This window comes from Natrinema saccharevitans, from assembly GCF_001953745.1.
Lineage (GTDB): Archaea > Halobacteriota > Halobacteria > Halobacteriales > Natrialbaceae > Natrinema > Natrinema saccharevitans.
In genome coordinates this window covers 2,073,028-2,090,760 of sequence record NZ_LWLN01000001.1, presented here as the reverse complement: position 1 = coordinate 2,090,760, position 17,733 = coordinate 2,073,028, and the positions used below count along the sequence as shown (strand labels likewise).

The window sequence follows — 17,733 nt, the reverse complement described above, 5'->3', positions numbered from 1 at the left end:
ACCCATGTACGAACACATACTCGTTCCGACCGACGGTAGCGACACGGCCGAACTGGCGGTCGAGCACGCGCTCGATCTCGCCGAACAGTACGGGGCCGAGGTACACGCCCTGTACGTGGTCGATACCAACGCGATGAGTCTCAGCCTCGGTGGCGAACAGCTCGACCGCATCGAGCAGGGCCACTACGGCGAGATGGACGAGGTGCGAGAACGCGCCGAGAACGCCACGGGTTACGTGGCCGACAGCGCCCGCGAACTCGGGATCGACACCGTCGAACACGTCTCGGCGGGCCGACCCCACGACATGATCGCCAACTACGTCGCGGACAACGACATCGACCTCGTCGTCATGGGATCGCACGGACGTACCGGCGTCCGCCGGGCGCTGCTCGGGAGCGTGACCGAACGGACGCTCCGGTCGACCCGCGCGCCGGTACTCGTCATCGACGCCGACGAGGAGTAACGCGGCTCGAGACTGTTCTTTCGACGCTCCGTCGACCAGCGACGGCGATAGCACGGATTCGCAGCGGCGGGAAAGAGACGACTGCGGCGGGACCGCTCGCGGACTAGTCCTGCTGTCGGACCGCCAGCTCGACGTTCCACATGAACCCGAAGTAGGCGACGATGCCCGCGAGCATGAGCATGTAGTACACCCAGGTCGGCGGCTCGAGGAGGTAGGCGACGACCTCGACCAGCGTCACCCAGACGACCGCGAACGCGAGGTCGGTCAGGATTCCCCACCGCTCCTCGCGGGCGGTCCGCAGCCACTCGCCGGCCCCTGTCATCGGCCGCTCACCCGACGGTCGGATCCGTTCATCGTGTGTCTCGTTCGCAGGGTCGCGGAAAAAGCCTATCGACGCTCGTTTTCCTCCCAGTACTCGACCTCGTCGCCGAGGGCGTAGTAGCCCTCGAGCGATCGCTCGTCCCGACCGCCCGGCGGCGAACCGACGAAGACGTCGAATTTCTCCATCTCGGGGTAGACCGTAACGTCGGGCTCGTTCATCGTTGATATCGCCAGGTATCGCAGCGGTTCGTCGCCGTCGTTGACGACTCTATGCCCGCCCGACTGGTCGGCCGGGAAGGTCGCGTAGTCTCCGGCTCCGAGGGGCTCGAGACCGTCTTCGGTTTCGAGTTGGCCGTCACCCGCCAGCACGTAGATCGCCTCCTCGTTGGCCGTGTGATAGTGGTAGGGCCAGGACCGCTCGCCCGGCGGGAGTTCGTAGAGACTACAGCCGAGGTCGGCGGCGTCGACGGCGTTAGACAGTTCCTTCCGACGGAACGAGGCCTCCTCGCGGTCGTACTCCTTCCAGTCAACGTCGCCCTCGTTGATTTTCTCCATATCCGGGTACCGACGCTCGTCAACGGTATAATATTTCCCGGGACGCGAACCGCCTCGAGTCAGTACTGATCCGGGCTCGAGAGGTGGACGAGGCGATAGTCAAATGCAGTCCAGCATCCGCGAACGAAGTGAGCGGTTCACCGAGCGCGCCGTCGGCGCGCTCGGCCTTTTTTCATCGAAGTTTTTGCGTCGAGAGGCTCGCCGAAGGCGAGCCCGAGACGGAAAAAGTTCGGTGGGAAAACGAAACCCCCTAACCCCGTCCCGGAGTGGGTTCGGCCATGCACGACGACAGCGAGGTCGCCGTCCTCCGGCTCGGACACCGACCCGGACGGGACGACCGGATGACCACTCACGTCGGCCTGACCGCGCGGGCGTTGGGGGCCGACCGCGTGATCTTTCCCGACAACGCCGGCCAGTCGCTCGAGACGGTCGCCGACATCACCGATCGGTTCGGCGGCCCATTCGAGGCCGAACTCACCGCGGGCCCACAGGGCGTCATCCGCAACTGGGAGGGACGGATCGTCCACCTCACGATGTACGGCGAGCGCGTCCAGGACGTCGAGGACGAGATTCGGACGGCCCACGCCGAGGCGGGCGAGCCGCTCCTGCTGGTCGTCGGCTCCGAGAAGGTCCCCTTCGACGTCTACGAGGAGGCCGACTGGAACGTCGGCGTCACCAACCAGCCCCACTCCGAAGTGGCCGGGCTGGCGGTCTTTCTCGACCGCCTGTTCGAGGGGCGGGAACTCGAGCGGGAGTGGGCCGACGCCGACCGGCGCGTCGTTCCGATGGAGACGGGCAAACGCGTGGAATCGGCGGACTCGGACGCCGACGAGTAAGCGAACCGAGCCCTGTAGCCTTCGAGGGCCGTGACGCCGGCCGGCGATGATCTCAACCGCTCGAGCCGACCAGCCGAACCGGGCGGACGAGTCGTCCCCAGACCAGTCGGAGGACCGTTCGGACGGCCGCGAGGACGCCGGTCTCGTCCTCGTTCAGGACGTAGCCGTTGCCGACCCGCTCGATCGGACCCGATCCGCGCTGTACTTCGAGTACCCGGTCGAAATCGGGTTCCATGAGTCCGATCCGGTCACAGAGTTCCGCCCTCGTGAGCGGCCGGTCGGCCTCGCGCAGCTCCTCGAGCAGCCAGCGGCTGTGCAGTGCGACGAGGTGGAACTCGTCGTCGGTCAGGTCGTCCTCGTCGGTCTCGGAACCGTCGTCGGCCCGTCGCGCGGACAGGCCGTCGAGGAGGATCCAGCAGCCGACCGCCAGCAACGCGGCGGCGAGCCAGTGGCTCCCGGCCCGCAACTGCACGGCGCCCGCGGCGACGGCGGTCAGTCCAACACCGATCCAGGCCAGCGCCGGGTCGACGTCGAACTCCTCGAACGCGGCCTCGAGCAGCGGCGCGCCGATCGCGATTCCGAGGACCGTTCCGAGCACACTCGGATCTACGTCGAGGACGGCGACCGCCCCTGCGGCGACGACGGCGGCGACGATATCCCCGGGGTCGATCCGATCGGCGAGACGGGCGACTCCCTCGAGCACCATTCATTGGTGATTCGACACTACCGCTACTAAATCTAGCGCTTTTCGCGGCCCGGACGTCGTCCGGCTTGCGCTCGAGTCTCGGCTGTAAGAGAGGTACAATTTTAAACATGGGGTTCGGTATCACGATTCATGGACCTGGAAGCGGTCGACGAGTCCGCCCTCGAGGGCAACGTCGCGAAGCTGTTCGACCAGACGGCGGCCCACCACGGGGACGCACAGGCGATGGAACACCACGGCCGGCGCTGGACCCACGCGGAGGTCCGGGACTGGACAGCCGAACTCGCCGGCGGGTTCCACGACCTCGGCCTCGAGCCCGGCGACCGCGCGCTTCTGTTCCTGCCGAACTGTCCGCAGTACCTGATCGCCTCGATCGGCGCGTTCAAGGCCGGCGTCGAGATTTCGCCGGTCAATCCCCAGTACAAGCGCCGCGAAGTGGCCTACCAGCTCGAGGATACGAACGCGGGCGCGATCGTCACCCACCCGGCGCTGCGGGAGGTGGTCGACGAGGCACTCGAGGACGCGGGGATGACACCGGAGATCATCACGATTCAAAGCGAGGACTGGCCCCGCGATCCCGAGGATCACGCCTTCGAGGAGCTGCGCGGCGAGCCGACCACGGTCGAGCGCGCGGACGACGACGTGGCCCTGTTGCCCTACACCTCCGGGACGACCGGCGACCCGAAGGGGGTCCAGCTCACCCACGAGAACACGCGGGCCCAGCTCATGTGGCCCCTGACGGCCTCGAACGTCGACGTCGAGCCCGAGGACGTCCGCAGTCTGACCTGGCTCCCGCTCTATCACATCACTGGCTTCACCCACACCGCCCTCCAGCCGCTGGTCGGCGGCGGCCGGCTCTACTTCCGCAGCGCCCTCGAGTGGGACGCCCAAGAGTGTCTGCAGCTCATCGAGGACGAGGGAATCACCCACTACGTCGGCGTGACGACGATGTACGCCGACATGGTCGCGTCCGACGACTTCAGCGAGTACGACCTCTCGAGCCTCGAGTCGGCCTCGGAGGGTGGCGCGAAGCTCTCGCCGTCGGTCCAGAAGCGCTTCGAGGAGGTCGCCGGCGTCGACATCTCGGAGGGGTACGGCCTCACCGAGACCCACGGCGCGACCCACACCCAGAGCGGGTCGACCTTCGGCCTGCAACACGGGACGATCGGCCAGCCCCTGCGGATGACCGACTGCAAGATCGTCGACGGATCGGGCGACGAGGTCGCCCCCAGCGAGGAGGGCGAACTCGTCGTCCGCGGCCCGCAGGTCATGAAAGGGTATCTCAACATGCCCCGGGCGACCGAGGCGGCCTTTACCGAGAACGGCTACTTCCGGACCGGCGACATCGCCCGCCGCAACGGGAACAACTACTACGAGATCGTCGACCGGAAGAAACACATGATCAACACCGCCGGCTACAACGTCTACCCCAGCGAACTCGAGAACCTGCTGCTGGAACACGAGGCCGTCGCGGACGCCGCCGTCGTCGGGATTCCGGACGAGCGGCGCAACGAGGTGCCGAAGGCCTTCATCGTGCCCGCCGAGGGCGTCGAACCGGGCAGCGACGTGACCGCCGACGAGTTACAGGAGTTCTGTCTCGCCGAGGTCGCCGAGTACAAACACCCCCGCGAGGTCGAGTTCATCGAGGAACTGCCCCGGACAACCTCGGGGAAGATCCAGAAGTACAAGCTCGAGGACGGCGAGGAGTAGTCGGCGTCGCTCCACGTGTTTTCACGCGAGCTCGTAGTATCTGACGCCGTCTCTGGTTTCAGAGGTTATCGATCCTCGGCGCTCGAGCGTGCCCAGCGCTCCGATCGTATCGAGCAGGGGGGCCATGTGCCGAACCGTCCCGACGCGTTGTTCGGCGATCGCCAGCGGGCTCGCGGGCCCGACGGCCGCGGCGGCGTCCCGGGTCTCCTCGAGGAGCGCGTCCAGTCGGTCCCGAGTGTTCTCGATGACCGCTTGCGGCCCCTCGAAGACGGGGCCGTGGCCCGGGAAGACGAGCGTCGCGTCCGTCGCGGACAGTCGGTCCATCGCCTCGTAGTAGGCGTCGACGGCCACGTCGGCACCGCGGTCGAGGCCGACCTGGAAGGCGCCGGCGCGGAACGGCTCGATGAGCGCGTCGCCGGAAAACAGCACCGTCGTCCCCTCGACGGTCGTCTCGAGACAGAGGTGATCGACCGCGTGACCCGGCGTCGCGAACGTCTCGAACTCCCGACCACCGATCGCGACCGTCGCGTCGGGCTCGATCTCGCGGGCGGTCTCGGGCTCGATCAGCCGCCGGTCGCGGCGCAACTCCTCGAGTTCCTCCTCGACGATCTCGGCGCGCTTGTCCCCGTCGTAGCCCGCCGCCGTCGTCATCTCCTCGAAGCCTTCGCGGGCGGTCCCGAGATCGCGCTCGAGTCGCGACAGCGACCGCGTCGGCACGTGGACGGTCGCGCCGACGTCCCGAAGGACGGGCAACTGGCCGATGTGATCGCTGTGGACGTGGGTCACGACGACGTGGTCGACGTCTTCCGGTTCGTAGCCGGCCGCGGCCAGCCCCTCGCGCAGTTCCGCCTCGCCGGCGTCGTCCGGTGCGCCCGCGTCGAACAGGATCGTCTCCTCGCCCTCGAGCAGATAGGCGGCGACGTGTTTGGGCGGCCAGGGCACGTCGAACTCGAGTCGATGGATCCGTTCGCGGGCGCGGTCGGCACGGACGGTCCCACAGGAAGTATCGGTAGTCATTATCCCGAGAAGTGCCACCCAGGCACATAAACGTCGCGCCCGAACTCGCCGACGGCGTTCGATTTCGCGCCAGTCGGAGTGGAATTTACCGCGACTCGGCCGGTCGGCAGCGCAGGGCAGTTGGCAAGACTTAATGGCGTCATACCGTTACACGTAGGTAATGGCTTTTGAGGACCTGCTCGAGGACCCGGTAATCCAGAAATATTTGCACGAGCTGGTCGGTCCCAAGGGGATGCCCGTCGCGGCAGCACCGCCTGACGGGGAAGTGACCGACGAGGAGCTCGCCGAGGAACTCGACCTCGAGTTGAACGACGTGCGGCGCGCGCTGTTCATTCTCTACGAGAACGATCTCGCCACGTATCGGCGACTGCGCGACGAGGACTCGGGGTGGTTGACCTACCTCTGGACCTTCGAGTACGACAACATCCCGGAGAATCTAGAGGAGGAGATGTACCGGCTGCGCGAGGCCTTAGACGAGCGCAGGGAGTACGAGCGCAACCACGAGTTCTATCTCTGTGAGATCTGTTCCATCCGCTTCGAGTTCGGCGAGGCGATGGACTTCGGCTTCGAGTGCCCCGAATGCGGCTCGCCGCTGGAATCGATGGACAACGACCGACTCGTCAACGCGATGGACGACCGCCTCGACGCGCTCGAGGACGAACTCAACATCGACGCGGACGCCTAATGGTCGTACTCGCAACCAAACTGTACGTCGAGGGCGAGGCCCGCGAGCGGGCGCTGGACTCGCTGCGCTCGCTGGTCGGCAACGAGATCGGCGATCTCGACGTCGCGTTCGAGATCGGCGTCCGACACGACGACTTCCCCTCGGTGACGATCGAGGGCGACGACGCCACCGTCGCGCGAAACGTCCTCCGCGAGGAGTTCGGCGAGATCGTCCCCGATCTCGAGCCCGGCGAGACCTACGTCGGCACCCTCGAGTCCTGGGACGAGGGCGGGTTCGTCCTCGATGCGGGACAGGGCGACGGCGTCCGGATTCCGACCGACGAACTCGGGCTCGGCCCGGGGTCGGCGACGCAGATCCGCGAGCGCTACGGGCTGGTTCAACACGTGCCGCTGCGATTCGTCTACGGTGCGGACGACGAGTCCGAGCCATCCCGGCTCGCCGACGCCGAACAGGACCGCCTCTACGAGTGGACCCGCGGCGACGGCCGGCTCAACGTCAACAGCGCGACCCGAGCGGAGGTGCGGGCCACGCTCAACCGCGCCGGCCACGCCCAGGACTACGTCACCGTCGAACGGCTCGGCCTGCTCGAGCAGAGCGTGATCTGTCCCGAAGACACCGATCCGCCGGGGCTGCTCGCGAGCGTCGGCGAGTATCTCCCGGCCGAACTCCGCTGTGTCGTTCCCTAGTATGAACCGACGGCTCCTCTTCGCGATGGTCGCGGTCGCCGTGCTGACGATGGGAGCCGGCTGTTCGGCGTTTTCCGGCGGGATCTCGGACGACCAACTCGACCAGGACGCCGAGTACGGCGATCTGCGCGACAGCGACGCCGATGTCGCCATCGAGGTCGAAGGCGGAAACGTGATCAGCAACGGCGAGTTCCGGGCCGTCTACGACCTCGAGGGCACCGACGAACTCTCGCTGTATCGCTCCTCGCTCTATCAGGACGAACCCTTAGAGATCAGCGCCGTCCGCTACTGGCATCCAAACGGCACCGTAGTGAACGGCTCGGACCTCGAGATCGAGCAGGGCCAGTCCGAGACCACCGTGCAGGTGCCGAACGAAAACGGCACGCTGGCGTTTTCCGGTGATGCCGGCCGGAAGACCTTCCAGCTGCCGGCCTACGTCGAGGGCTCCTACGAGGTGACGATCCCCGAGAACCATCGCACCTCGAACTTCTTCTTCGGGGACGTCTCGCCGAACGGCTACGAGCGCGAGGTCGTCGACGATCGGGAACGGCTCACGTGGGACGAGGTCGACAGTCCGATCTCGCTTCGGTACTACCTCACGCGTGACATCCCGCTGTTCCTCGGACTCGTCGGCGCGGTCGCGATACTCGGGGGGATCGGGATCGCCTACTACTACCGGCAGGTCAGACAGCTCCGGGCGCAACGCGAAGAGTTCGGGCTCGACGTCGATACCGACGACGACTCCGACGACGGGCCGCCGGGACTGTTATAGTCGGATCGCCGACACGCGGGATCGGCTCCGCTCGAGGCGGAGTCGAGCCGCCGTTTTCAGCCGTGAATCGTCCGCTCGTCGAGCCAGACGACTTCCTCGCCGCCGATCTCGAGTCGGCCCTTGACGTGGGTCGTCTCGACGCGGAGCGGCTCGAGCGAGGCGGGTCGAACCGAGCGCGTCACGTCGACGTCGTCGACCAGCCAGCCGTAGTACCGGCCCTCGTCGTCGGTCACCGCGAAGACGAGCAGTTTGGGTTCGTCGACGCGAGCGGTCGTCCGAAGCGACGAGCCGAAGGCCCGCGGGAGGTCGACGACTCTGACCCGCTCGCCGGCGAGGGTGACCGTTCCCGCGTCCCACGGGTCCGCGGCGTCCGCGAGGGGGTCGTCGTTCGCCACGCCGAGGACCGATTCGACCGACTCGGCCCTGACACAGTAGCGTCTCCCCTCGAGGTCGAACGTGAGGACGGTGACGGAGTCGTTCGTCTCCGTGTCGTCGGGGTTCGAAGCCGATCCCATTCGAAGTGAACGAGGCCTGTTCGGAAGATAAGCCTTCCGAAAGGTTGGATTTTCGTCGAATTGACGTGTGCAGCGACCGAGACGGGACTTGGGGTTCGGCGACGTGTCAGCTCCGACGACTCCCACGGTGGAGTCAACGTTTTATTGGTGGAACCTGATACACGAACAGGACCATGGCCCCGGATCTCTCGGAAAAGCTTCTCGGAATCGATATCGACGACGACCGGCCCGATGACGGCGACGAGGACGATCAGGAGACGCTGCTACGGTTCGTCTTCGTCGGCGTCGGCGAACACCGACTCGCGCTCCCGGTCGATTCGGTCAGAACCATCGCGGAACCGCCGGACGAACTGACGCGCGTCCCGCGTGCCCCGCCGGCCATCGAGGGGCTGATGGACCTTCGCGGGGAGATCACGGCCGTCATCGATCCGCGGGTCCACTTCCCGGTCACCGAGGAGCGATCGGGGCGCGAGCGCCTGCTCGTTCTCGATCGGCCGAGCGACCGGCAGTCGGCCGCGATCCGGGTCGACGACGTCATCGGCGTCGAGACGGTGCCGGAAAGCGACATCGTCGACGCCGAGTCGGTCGCGGACAGCGACCTCACGGGCGACGCTCTCGAGCATCCGCTGGTCGTCGCGATCGTGACCAAAGAGCGGGACCCGCGCGTCGACGTGGGCGGTGTCCATCCCGAGCGACTGCCCGACGACGGGATGGGCGCTGTCCCCGGTGTCGAGGTCGGAGGCGGAACCGAAGTCGGCGGCGCCGCGGCCCTGTCCTCGAGGCCGGCCGGCGGCGCGCTCGGGAAGTCGGTCGGCGACACGTTCGAAGTCGAACCGATCGACGAATCGACCGCCGAACCCGACGAGAACGACGAGAGGGACACGACGACGGAGATCGTCGTCGAAGCGACGGCCGTGGTCGACGTCGAGCGACTGTTGTTAGCGTCCGGTGGAGCGTGACGAAAGGCCGAGACCACGCCGTTCGCTAAGGGGGGCTTTGACCCGGGTTTCCGGCCCGTATCCGTCGTTTATCACGAGTGATAATCGAGAGACAGCATTTATGGTAGTTGTATCTCAACGAGAGTTTGGTGTACTACTGAATGTCGACAGGGGTGCTCATCGTGGACGACTCTCATTTTATGCGGAACCTCTTGCGTCAGATCTTGGAACAGGATTACCGCATCCTCGGAGAGGCGTCCAACGGCGCTGAAGCCGTCAAACTGTACAAAGAACACGATCCCGACATCGTTATGATGGACATCGTGATGCCCAAATGCAACGGCATCAAGGCGACCGCGGCGATCAAGAAGATCGACCCGGACGCCCGCGTCATCATGTGTACGAGCGTCGGACAGCGTGAGAAAATGAAACTCGCCGTAAAAGCTGGGGCGGACGGCTACGTTACGAAACCGTTCGAAGAACCCAGCGTCAGAAAGGCCCTCTCGGACGTCGTCGCTGCATGACGCGAGTACTCGTTGTCGACGACTCGAAGTTCATGCGGACAGTCATCGGCAACGCGCTCGAGGAGGCCGGCTACGAGGTTGAACGGGCTGAAGACGGTGCGAACGGCGTCGAACGCGCCGCCGCGGTCGATCCGGACGTCGTGACGATGGACGTCGAGATGCCCGGTATGGACGGGATCGACGCCGTCGAGCGAATCATGGCGTCGAATCCGACCCCGATTCTTATGCTCAGCGTCCACACGGAGTCGGGAACGACGGCCACGCTCGACGCGTTAGAGCGCGGGGCCGCGGACTTCCTCCACAAGCCCGACGGCTCGGGCTCGCGCAACATCGCACACCTCACCGACGAGGTCGTCGAAGCGGTCGACGACCTCGCCGCCGCCGAGGTGTCCTCGATGGCGCTGGCCCGGGCGGCCGCAACGGCCCACGCGACCCGGACTGGACGGGCCGGCACGGGGGAACCCGCGACCGGCAACGCCGTCGCCGGCGGGAGTACGGAAACGCAGGTGTCCGATCGATCGACGCCCGGCCCCGCCGTGCCCGGCGTCGGTTCCGGACCCGGACTCGAGGAGGGCGCGACGCCCGTGACCGTCGACGGCGAAACCGAGACCGCCCCGACGGTCGTCATCGGCGCGTCGACCGGCGGCCCGAAGCTCATCGAACAGCTGTTCGAGCGGCTCCCGGCCGCCCTCGAGGCGAAGGTTCTGGTGGTCCAGCACATGCCGCCGGGGTTTACCGATCGGTTCGCCGAACGCCTCGACGCACGCAGCGAGTACGACGTAAGCGAGGCTACGGACCACGAGCGACTGGCCCCCGGCGAAGCGGCCGTCGCGCCGGGTGGCGTCCACCTCGAGGTAGCGAGCAACGTCGGCGAACGGCTCCGCCTGCGACTCGACGACGGCGAACGGGTACACGGCGTCCGGCCGTCGATCGACGTGACGATGGAAAGCGTCGCCGCCCGGGTTACCGACCCGCTCTGTGGCGTCGTCATGACCGGGATGGGCCGCGACGGCGCGGCCGGCATCGAAGCCATCGACGCCGCCGGCGGCCACACGATCGCACAGGACGAGGCGACGAGTCCGGTCTTTGGCATCCCCTGTCAGGCAATCGAAACTGGCTGCGTGGATACGGTCGCGCCCGCCGACGGCATCACCGACGCGATCGTCGACGCGTTCACGACGGACGGTGAGAACGATGAGTGATTATCTGACGGATTTCGTTCAGGAGAGCGAAGAACGAATCACGGAACTGAACAACGCCCTGTTGACCCTCGAGCGGGACCCGGACGACGAGGAGGCGATGGAGCAGATCTTCCGGATCGCACACACGCTCAAGGGCAACTGCGGGGCGATGGGACTGGAGTCGGCCAGCGATCTCGCACACGCGATCGAGGACTTACTCGACGCCGTCCGCGGGGGCGACATCGAGGTAACGCCGGAGCTGATGGACGTCGTCTTCGACGCGGTCGACGAACTCGAGACGATGATCGACGAGGTCGCCGCCGACGGCGAGATCGACACCGATCCGTCGGCGACCATCGACGCGGTCCGGGAGTACCTCGAAGGCGATGCTGACGAGATGCCGGCCGGGCTCGCGTCGCCGACGCCCGAGGAGATCGACGAGATCTGTTCGCGGTTCGCGCCCCCGACCGACGACGACCGGGACGTCTATCTCGTCCGCCTCGAGATCGCCGAACGGGAGGGCGTCAACAACGGCAAACTGGTCGTCGACGCGCTGATCGACGCCTTCGAGCTGATTGGGACCGCCCCGTCCCAGGATCGGATCGAGGCCGACGAGTACGACCGTGGCTTCGACGCCGTCTTCGCGACCGCGGTCGGCGAAGCCGCGATCGCCTCCGGGCTCGAGCCCGTCGAGGAGGTCGACGACTTCGAGATCGTCGACGTGGACGATCGGTTCGAGGCCGCGCCGGCGGACGACTCCGGCGACGTCACGGCCGAGGACATCTCGTCGGCCGACGCCCAGGACCTCGAGGTCGACGAACTCCTCGACGAGTTCGACGAGTTCGACAACTTAGACGAGATGGTCGAGGACGTCGAGGACGAGGACCTCGACGCCTTCGAGGACATGGGCGAGGCCGGTTCCTTCGACGACCTGCTCGACGAGGAAGACGTCGCGGAACTCGAGGCCGAGCCGGGCCAACCGCCGGCCGACCACCGCGAGGCCGACGCAGCGTCCGATGGAGCCGACGGCGCTGCATCGGCGGCCGACGACGAGGTCGAGGACGCCAGCGCGGTCTTCGACGAACTCAAAGACGAGGTCGAGATGGTCGGCTTCGACGAACTCCAGGACGAACTCGAGGAACTCGAGTTCGACGAGTTCGACGAGGAGGAGGAAGTCGACATGGACGATCTCCTCGGCGAGGAGGCCGACGACGAGGCGTTCCTCGAGGGCGAGGAGCCCACCGAGAGCGCGGTCGACGACGTGCTCGTCGACGCCGAGGCCGACGCGGAGACGGAACCGGCGGCCGTCGAGTCGGGAGGCGACGACGCCGACGACGCAGCGGACGCCGAGCAAACGACCGCTACCGACGCGGTCGCTGCGCCCGCTTCCGACGCCCTCGAGAGCGGGGCCGAGCGCGACGAGCCGTCGTTCGGCTTCGAGGACGAGCCGACAGCTGACGAGGCGACGAACGACGCCGCCGAAACCGAACCGGCCGACGACGCCGAAACAGCAACGACAGCGGAGCCCGGCGAACCCGCTACCGCGGGCTCGCCGGAGCCGGACGAGGGCACCGCCGAGTCGGCCGATACCGAAGCCGACGAACCAGTGACGGCAGCGGGGCCCGACGAACCAGAGACGGCGCTTGATAAGTCGACGGAGTCCGACGACACGGCAGCGCCCGACGCCGACGGCGTCTCGGCGGCGGCCGGCACTGACGATACCGACCTCGAGGCGGCGGCGACCGACCGTCCCGACGACGAACCGGCCGCGGTCGACGACGCTCCTGCCGACGACGTGGAAGTCACGGACGCCGATACCGGGACCGACTTCGAGGAGGCCGACACCGTCACCGCTGGGGCCGACGCCGTCGACGACGGTCTCGAGACCGCTGACGCCGACGGCAGTGCTACCGACACCGATGCCGACGCCGACGCGACCGACGGTTCGTTCGGCGACGACGACGGGTTCGAACCGTCGACCGGGTTCGACGACGCGTTCGAGGCGGCCGACGACGACGCCTTCGGCGACGAGTCGCTCGACGCCGCTGCCGACTCGTTCGACACCGACGACGCGTTCGAGGTGTCGGCCGATTCCGTCGACCTCGAGGACGAAGCCGACGCGTTCGGCGGCTTCGATGACGATATCGACGACGGACTCGAGGACGACGCGTTCGGCGATACCGACGCGTTCGACATCGAGACCGACTTCGGCTCGTCGACCGACGAACCCGCATCCGGGACCGAATCGTCGTTCGATGACGACGCCGACGCCGACGATGACGACGGCGAGGACGACGTCGTTCGGATCGTCGAGGAACCCGAGTTCGAGATTCCGGACGTCGAGGTGCCCGACACCGACATCCAGCCCGACGAAGACGAGGCCGACGAGAGCCAGTCGGTCCGGGTCGACATCGAGCAGGTCGACTCCCTGCTGAACCTCGTCGAGGGACTGGTGACCAGTCGCGTTCGGCTCCGGCACGCGGCCGAGGCCGACGACAACAACGACGCGCTCGAGACGGAACTCGACGCGCTGTCGGACTTGACGACCGACCTGCAGGAGACGGTGATGGACATCCGACTGGTCCCGCTGCGGACGGTCACGAACCGCCTGCCGCGGGTCGTCCGCGACATCGCTCGCGAGCAGGACAAAGAGGTCGCCTTCGAGATGACCGGTGAGGACGTCGAACTCGACCGGAGTATCCTCGACCGAATCGGCGACCCGCTGATCCACCTGGTTCGCAACGCCGTCGACCACGGGATCGAACCGCCCGCCGAGCGCGAAGCGACCGACAAACCCAGCGAGGGCAGCGTCGAAGTTCACGCCGACCGTGCGAGCGATCGTGTGACGATTACCGTCGAAGACGACGGCAGCGGGCTCGACCCCGATCGGCTCCGCGACGAAGCGGTCGAGGCGGGCGTCCTCGAGTCCGAGGTAGCCGCCGAACTTCCCGACGAGGACGCCTACGATCTCATCTTCCATCCCGGCCTCTCGACGGCCGAGGAGGTGACCGACGTCAGCGGCCGCGGCGTCGGGATGGACGTCGTCAAGCGGACCGTCGAGGACCTCGAGGGGACGGTCTCGATCGACAGCGAGGCCGGCGAGGGAACGACGGTGACGATGGAACTGCCGGTGACGGTCGCGATCGACGAGATCCTCTTCGTCGAAAGCGGCGGCGAGGAGTTCGGCGTCCCGACCAAGGCGGTCCGGGACATCGAGTCCGCCGCGGCGATCGAAACCGCGGGCGCCGAGTCGATCCTTCCCGGCGAGGACGGCGATTATCCCGTCGTCTCGTTGGCCGACGTCCTCGAGACGCCGGGGGCCGGCGCGAACGGGAACGGCATGGTCGTTCGCATCCGCGACGACGTCCGCGAGGTCGCGCTGCACTGCGATCGGGTCAGCGGCCAACAGGAAGTCGTCGTCAAGCCCTTCGAGGGCTTCATGAGCGGCGTCCCCGGAATCAGCGGCGCGACGGTTCGTGGACGGGGGGAGGTAGTCAACATCCTGGACGTGACGACACTATGAACGAACAACACCCAACCCTACGGAGGAATCAATGACGATGATGGTCGACATTCGAAAGCTGAGTTTCATAAACGAGATGGCGAAGGTCGGGACGAACGGCGTCGCCGACAACATGAGCAAACTGACCGGCGAGGACTCCCAGATGGAGGTGACCAAGACAAACTTCATCGACGTCGACGACATCGAGTCACAGCTCGATGCCGGGAAGCGCGTCGGCGTTCGGGTCCGGCTGCTCGACCCCCCACACGGACACATCCTGATCCTCTTCCCCGAGGCCAGCGCCAAGAAGATCACGGCGATCATGCTGCGTGATGTCGTCGACGACATGGGCGACGTTTCGGGCAAGATGGCCCGTAGCGCCGTCGAAGAGATGGGCAACATGATGGCCAGCGGCTTCATCGACGGCTGGGCCGACGTGCTAGGCCGGGCGATCGACATCGCCGCGCCACAGTTGGTCTACGCCCCGACGGGCGAAATCGTCACCCGGACCGCGAGCCTCGGCGGCGACGACCTCGCGCTGTTCTTCGACTCCGATCTGTCGGTCCCGAGCTACCAGATCGAGGCGGAGATCTACGCGTTCCCGGACTTGGAAGAGTTCGTGGAAATGGTCAACGGCATCGAAGTCCAACCCGCATGAAACTCGACGTCAACGCACTCGGCACGTTCTACCGAATGGCTCGAGAGGGTGCCGGGATCGCGGCCGGCCGACTGACCCACATGATGGGCGTCGAGACGCAGGTCGGCGTCACGAAACTCAACTTCATGCGCGGCCAGGAGATTCGGCGCGATTTCGAGGACTCGACCGAGAAGGTCGGCGTCCGCGTCAAACTCACCGGCGCGATCGAGGGCTACTCGGTCGTCGTTTTCGAACGCGAGAGCGCGTTCCGAGTCGTCGAGACGCTGCTGGCCGAGGCCGGCCCCGACGCGGAGATCGAGGGCGACGCGGGCGAAACCGACGAGTTCGACGAGATGACCGAAAGCGCCGCGACGGAGGTCGGCCACATCATAAACAGCGGGTTCATCGACGGCTGGGCCGACGTCCTCGAGGCCGTCATCGACGTCTCGACGCCCGAGTTCGTCGAGGGGGTCTCCGCGGAGCCGTTCTTCGGCGACATCGACGAAGCGCCGGGCGACGACGACTTCGCCTTGCTCTTCCAGAGTCGGATCGAGACCGTCGGCACCGAGGTCGGGTTCAACCACTACCTGTTCCCGAAACGGGAGTCGATGTCGAAGCTCTTAGAGCGACTGCGAACCAGCGAGGGCATCGAGTACGACAAGCTAGACGGGTTCGACCGAATGGCCGAACGCGGCGCGGAGGAAGTCGCAGAGACCGCCACGACGCTGACCGGCATCGACACCAGCGTCGAGATCCGGCGGCTCAACTTCGTCTCGCTCGAGGCCATTCCGGAGCAGGTCGCCGAGGAGAAACTCGTCGGCGTCGCCTTCGAGTTCGACGGGATGCCAAGCGGCTACCTGCTCTTCCTGTTCGACGAGGAGTCTGCCCACGAGATCGTCGACGCGATGGTCCCGATGGAGGTCGACGAAGACGGCTTCGGCGAGATGGGGACTAGCGCGATCAAGGAACTGGGCAACATCATGGCCAGCGGCTTTCTCGACGGCTGGGCGAACGTCCTGGACACGACGATCGATCACTCGACTCCAGAGTTCATCCACGACATGGGTGCCGCGGCAGTCGATCCCGTCATCATCCAGCTCGGCGAGAACCAGGACTTCGCGTTCGTCTTCGACACGGTCGTCGTGGCCGACGGCCGCGAGTTCGACTGTGAAGTGTACGCAATCCCGGACGAATCGGACCTCGAGCGGGCGCTGAACAACCTGGACGTCGATCGGATCGAAGACGCCAAGACGACGGCGGAGTTCCAGGAAGTCGATACCACATGAAGACCTACGGTACCGAACCGGGCGCACCGACGCCGGTCCAGGTCGGCATCTCCGAACTCGTCGTCAGCGACGGTGACGACACGCTCAAATCCTACGGGCTGGGCTCGTGTCTGGCGATCGCCCTGTATGACCCGCAATCGGCGATCGGCGGCTTGGCACACGTCATGTTGCCCGACGGCGACGCCGCCGACAACAGCGACCGCAAACCGGGTAAGTACGCCGACACGGCCATCCGGGCGCTACTGCGCCGAATGGTCGAACAGGGGGCCAACTACACCGCCGTCGAGGCTAAGATCGCCGGCGGCAGCGACATGTTCGAGTTCGAAAGCTTCGGCGACGGCGTCGGCCAGCGCAACATCGCCGCCGCCAAAGAGGAACTCGAGAAACTCGGCGTCCCCCTCGAGGCCGAAGACGTCGGCGGCGAACACGGCCGCACCGTCGAGTTCACGCCCGGAACCGGAACCCTCGTCGTGAAGACCTCCGACGGCGACGACGAAAACGGAGTGACGGAACTGTGATCGGCGACGGTGCCGGCGAGATCGATCCCGAGGATCTGGATCTCCCTCTCGACGACACCGGCGACGACGACGAGGAGACGTTCACGGAACTGCTGGCGTTCGTCGAGGAGGAACTCTCCTTCGCTACCAGTCACTACAACGACAGCTATCTCGACCGGCGCGTCTCCTCCCGGATGCGACGCACCCAGTGTGACTCCTACGAGTCGTACTTCGAGTTGCTCCGGCGAGACCCGAACGAACGGGAGGCGTTGCTCGAGGCGTTGAGCATCAACGTCACGGGGTTCTTTCGGAACCCGGACGTCTGGGAGGGGATCCGGACCGTCCTCCGACGGCTCTCGGGAAACGGCCCGATCCGGGTGTGGAGCGCCGCCTGTGCCGACGGGCGCGAACCCTACTCGATCGCGATGCTCGCCCACGACGATCCCGAGATCGACGAGTCGTCGGTCTACGTCCTCGGGACCGACATCTCGCGGCCGGCGCTCGAGACGGCCCGCGAGGGCGTTTACGAGGAGTCGCGGACGATCGATCTGGACGAGCAACTTTCCTTTCTCGACGACTATCGGCAGTACGTCGACGTCGACGGCCGACGCTACCGGATCGCCGACGACGTTCGGACGAACGTCCGCTTTCAGCGCCACGATCTGATCAACGACGAGCCGAAGTCCGGATTCGACCTCGTCGTCTGTCGGAACCTGTTCATCTACATCGACAACGCGTACAAACGCTCCATGCTCGAGACCATCGCCCGGTCGCTCCGGCCGTCGGGCTATCTCGTCATCGGGAAGGCCGAAACCATCCCGCCGAACCTCCAGTCGGCCTTCGATGTCCGCGAGGCTCGTCTTCGGATCTACCAGCGAGAAAAGCCGACCGCGACGGACTAGTAG

The 17,733-nt window shown here is 66.3% G+C and carries 19 protein-coding genes; 14 read left to right on the top strand and 5 right to left on the bottom strand.

The features are described 5' to 3' along the window. The first annotated feature begins 4 nt into the window (after window positions 1-4). Window positions 5-463, top strand: a complete 459-nt coding sequence (locus A6E15_RS10600; RefSeq protein ID WP_076146099.1) for a universal stress protein — start codon at window positions 5-7, stop codon at window positions 461-463. A gap of 103 nt (window positions 464-566) precedes the next feature. On the opposite strand, the gene A6E15_RS10595 is transcribed toward A6E15_RS10600, so the two are convergent. Continuing rightward, a complete protein-coding gene (locus tag A6E15_RS10595) occupies window positions 567-785 on the bottom strand; it encodes a hypothetical protein (protein WP_076146098.1) in 219 nt (72 codons plus the stop codon). A gap of 65 nt (window positions 786-850) precedes the next feature. Next, on the bottom strand, window positions 851-1,339 hold the full coding sequence (locus tag A6E15_RS10590) for a cupin domain-containing protein (RefSeq protein WP_076146096.1): 489 nt from the start codon (window positions 1,337-1,339) through the stop codon (window positions 851-853). A gap of 278 nt (window positions 1,340-1,617) precedes the next feature. On the opposite strand from A6E15_RS10590, the gene A6E15_RS10585 reads away from it, so the two are divergent. After that, the gene (locus tag A6E15_RS10585; RefSeq protein ID WP_076146094.1) at window positions 1,618-2,175 is read left to right on the top strand and encodes a tRNA (cytidine(56)-2'-O)-methyltransferase; all 558 of its coding nucleotides are present in this window, start codon (window positions 1,618-1,620) and stop codon (window positions 2,173-2,175) included. Window positions 2,176-2,227: 52 nt separating this feature from the next. On the opposite strand, the gene A6E15_RS10580 is transcribed toward A6E15_RS10585, so the two are convergent. Next, on the bottom strand, window positions 2,228-2,881 hold the full coding sequence (locus A6E15_RS10580; RefSeq protein WP_076146093.1) for a hypothetical protein: 654 nt from the start codon (window positions 2,879-2,881) through the stop codon (window positions 2,228-2,230). Window positions 2,882-3,010: 129 nt separating this feature from the next. On the opposite strand from A6E15_RS10580, the gene A6E15_RS10575 reads away from it, so the two are divergent. Beyond that, entirely contained in the window at window positions 3,011-4,588 is a 1,578-nt protein-coding gene (locus tag A6E15_RS10575; RefSeq protein WP_076146091.1) for a class I adenylate-forming enzyme family protein, read from the top strand. A gap of 21 nt (window positions 4,589-4,609) precedes the next feature. Here the strand turns inward: A6E15_RS10575 and A6E15_RS10570 are convergent, their stop codons facing one another. Next, window positions 4,610-5,605, bottom strand: coding sequence for an MBL fold metallo-hydrolase (locus A6E15_RS10570; protein WP_076146089.1), 996 nt, complete (start codon window positions 5,603-5,605; stop codon window positions 4,610-4,612). Between the two features lie 160 nt (window positions 5,606-5,765). Between A6E15_RS10570 and A6E15_RS10565 the strand changes: the two genes are divergently transcribed. The 3 genes from A6E15_RS10565 to A6E15_RS10555 are packed head-to-tail and all read left to right on the top strand — an operon-like array spanning window position 5,766 to window position 7,748. Continuing rightward, window positions 5,766-6,290, top strand: a complete 525-nt coding sequence (locus A6E15_RS10565; RefSeq protein ID WP_006181860.1) for a transcription factor — start codon at window positions 5,766-5,768, stop codon at window positions 6,288-6,290. Further along, entirely contained in the window at window positions 6,290-6,976 is a 687-nt protein-coding gene (locus A6E15_RS10560) for a DUF2110 family protein (protein ID WP_076146087.1), read from the top strand. The genes A6E15_RS10565 and A6E15_RS10560 overlap by 1 nt, the downstream gene beginning before the upstream one ends. 1 nt (window position 6,977) lies before the next feature. Next, window positions 6,978-7,748, top strand: coding sequence for a DUF5803 family protein (locus A6E15_RS10555; RefSeq protein WP_076146086.1), 771 nt, complete (start codon window positions 6,978-6,980; stop codon window positions 7,746-7,748). Between the two features lie 56 nt (window positions 7,749-7,804). Here the strand turns inward: A6E15_RS10555 and A6E15_RS10550 are convergent, their stop codons facing one another. Next, entirely contained in the window at window positions 7,805-8,263 is a 459-nt protein-coding gene (locus tag A6E15_RS10550) for a chemotaxis protein CheW (protein WP_076146085.1), read from the bottom strand. 173 nt (window positions 8,264-8,436) lie between these two features. Here A6E15_RS10550 and A6E15_RS10545 point away from each other — a divergent pair, with 173 nt between their 5' ends. The 8 genes from A6E15_RS10545 to A6E15_RS10510 all read left to right on the top strand — a co-directional run bounded on the left by A6E15_RS10545 (window position 8,437) and on the right by A6E15_RS10510 (window position 17,730). Beyond that, window positions 8,437-9,222 carry a chemotaxis protein CheW gene (locus tag A6E15_RS10545; RefSeq protein ID WP_076146084.1) on the top strand — a complete coding sequence of 262 codons (786 nt, stop codon included), beginning with the start codon at window positions 8,437-8,439 and terminating at the stop codon, window positions 9,220-9,222. Between the two features lie 140 nt (window positions 9,223-9,362). Then, window positions 9,363-9,725: a chemotaxis protein CheY gene (gene cheY, locus A6E15_RS10540; protein ID WP_006181855.1), complete on the top strand. Its 363-nt coding sequence runs from the start codon at window positions 9,363-9,365 to the stop codon at window positions 9,723-9,725. Continuing rightward, the gene (cheB, locus tag A6E15_RS10535) at window positions 9,722-10,927 is read left to right on the top strand and encodes a chemotaxis-specific protein-glutamate methyltransferase CheB (protein ID WP_076146082.1); all 1,206 of its coding nucleotides are present in this window, start codon (window positions 9,722-9,724) and stop codon (window positions 10,925-10,927) included. The genes cheY and cheB overlap by 4 nt, the downstream gene beginning before the upstream one ends. Further along, entirely contained in the window at window positions 10,920-14,429 is a 3,510-nt protein-coding gene (locus tag A6E15_RS10530; protein ID WP_076146080.1) for an Hpt domain-containing protein, read from the top strand. The genes cheB and A6E15_RS10530 overlap by 8 nt, the downstream gene beginning before the upstream one ends. A gap of 31 nt (window positions 14,430-14,460) precedes the next feature. Further along, window positions 14,461-15,066, top strand: a complete 606-nt coding sequence (locus A6E15_RS10525; protein WP_066298150.1) for a chemotaxis protein CheC — start codon at window positions 14,461-14,463, stop codon at window positions 15,064-15,066. Beyond that, window positions 15,063-16,331, top strand: coding sequence for a chemotaxis protein CheC (locus A6E15_RS10520; RefSeq protein WP_076146078.1), 1,269 nt, complete (start codon window positions 15,063-15,065; stop codon window positions 16,329-16,331). Before A6E15_RS10525 ends, A6E15_RS10520 begins: the two co-directional genes overlap by 4 nt. Continuing rightward, window positions 16,328-16,849, top strand: a complete 522-nt coding sequence (locus A6E15_RS10515; RefSeq protein ID WP_076146077.1) for a chemotaxis protein CheD — start codon at window positions 16,328-16,330, stop codon at window positions 16,847-16,849. Before A6E15_RS10520 ends, A6E15_RS10515 begins: the two co-directional genes overlap by 4 nt. Beyond that, the gene (locus A6E15_RS10510) at window positions 16,846-17,730 is read left to right on the top strand and encodes a CheR family methyltransferase (protein WP_076146075.1); all 885 of its coding nucleotides are present in this window, start codon (window positions 16,846-16,848) and stop codon (window positions 17,728-17,730) included. Before A6E15_RS10515 ends, A6E15_RS10510 begins: the two co-directional genes overlap by 4 nt. Window positions 17,731-17,733 lie beyond the last annotated feature (3 nt).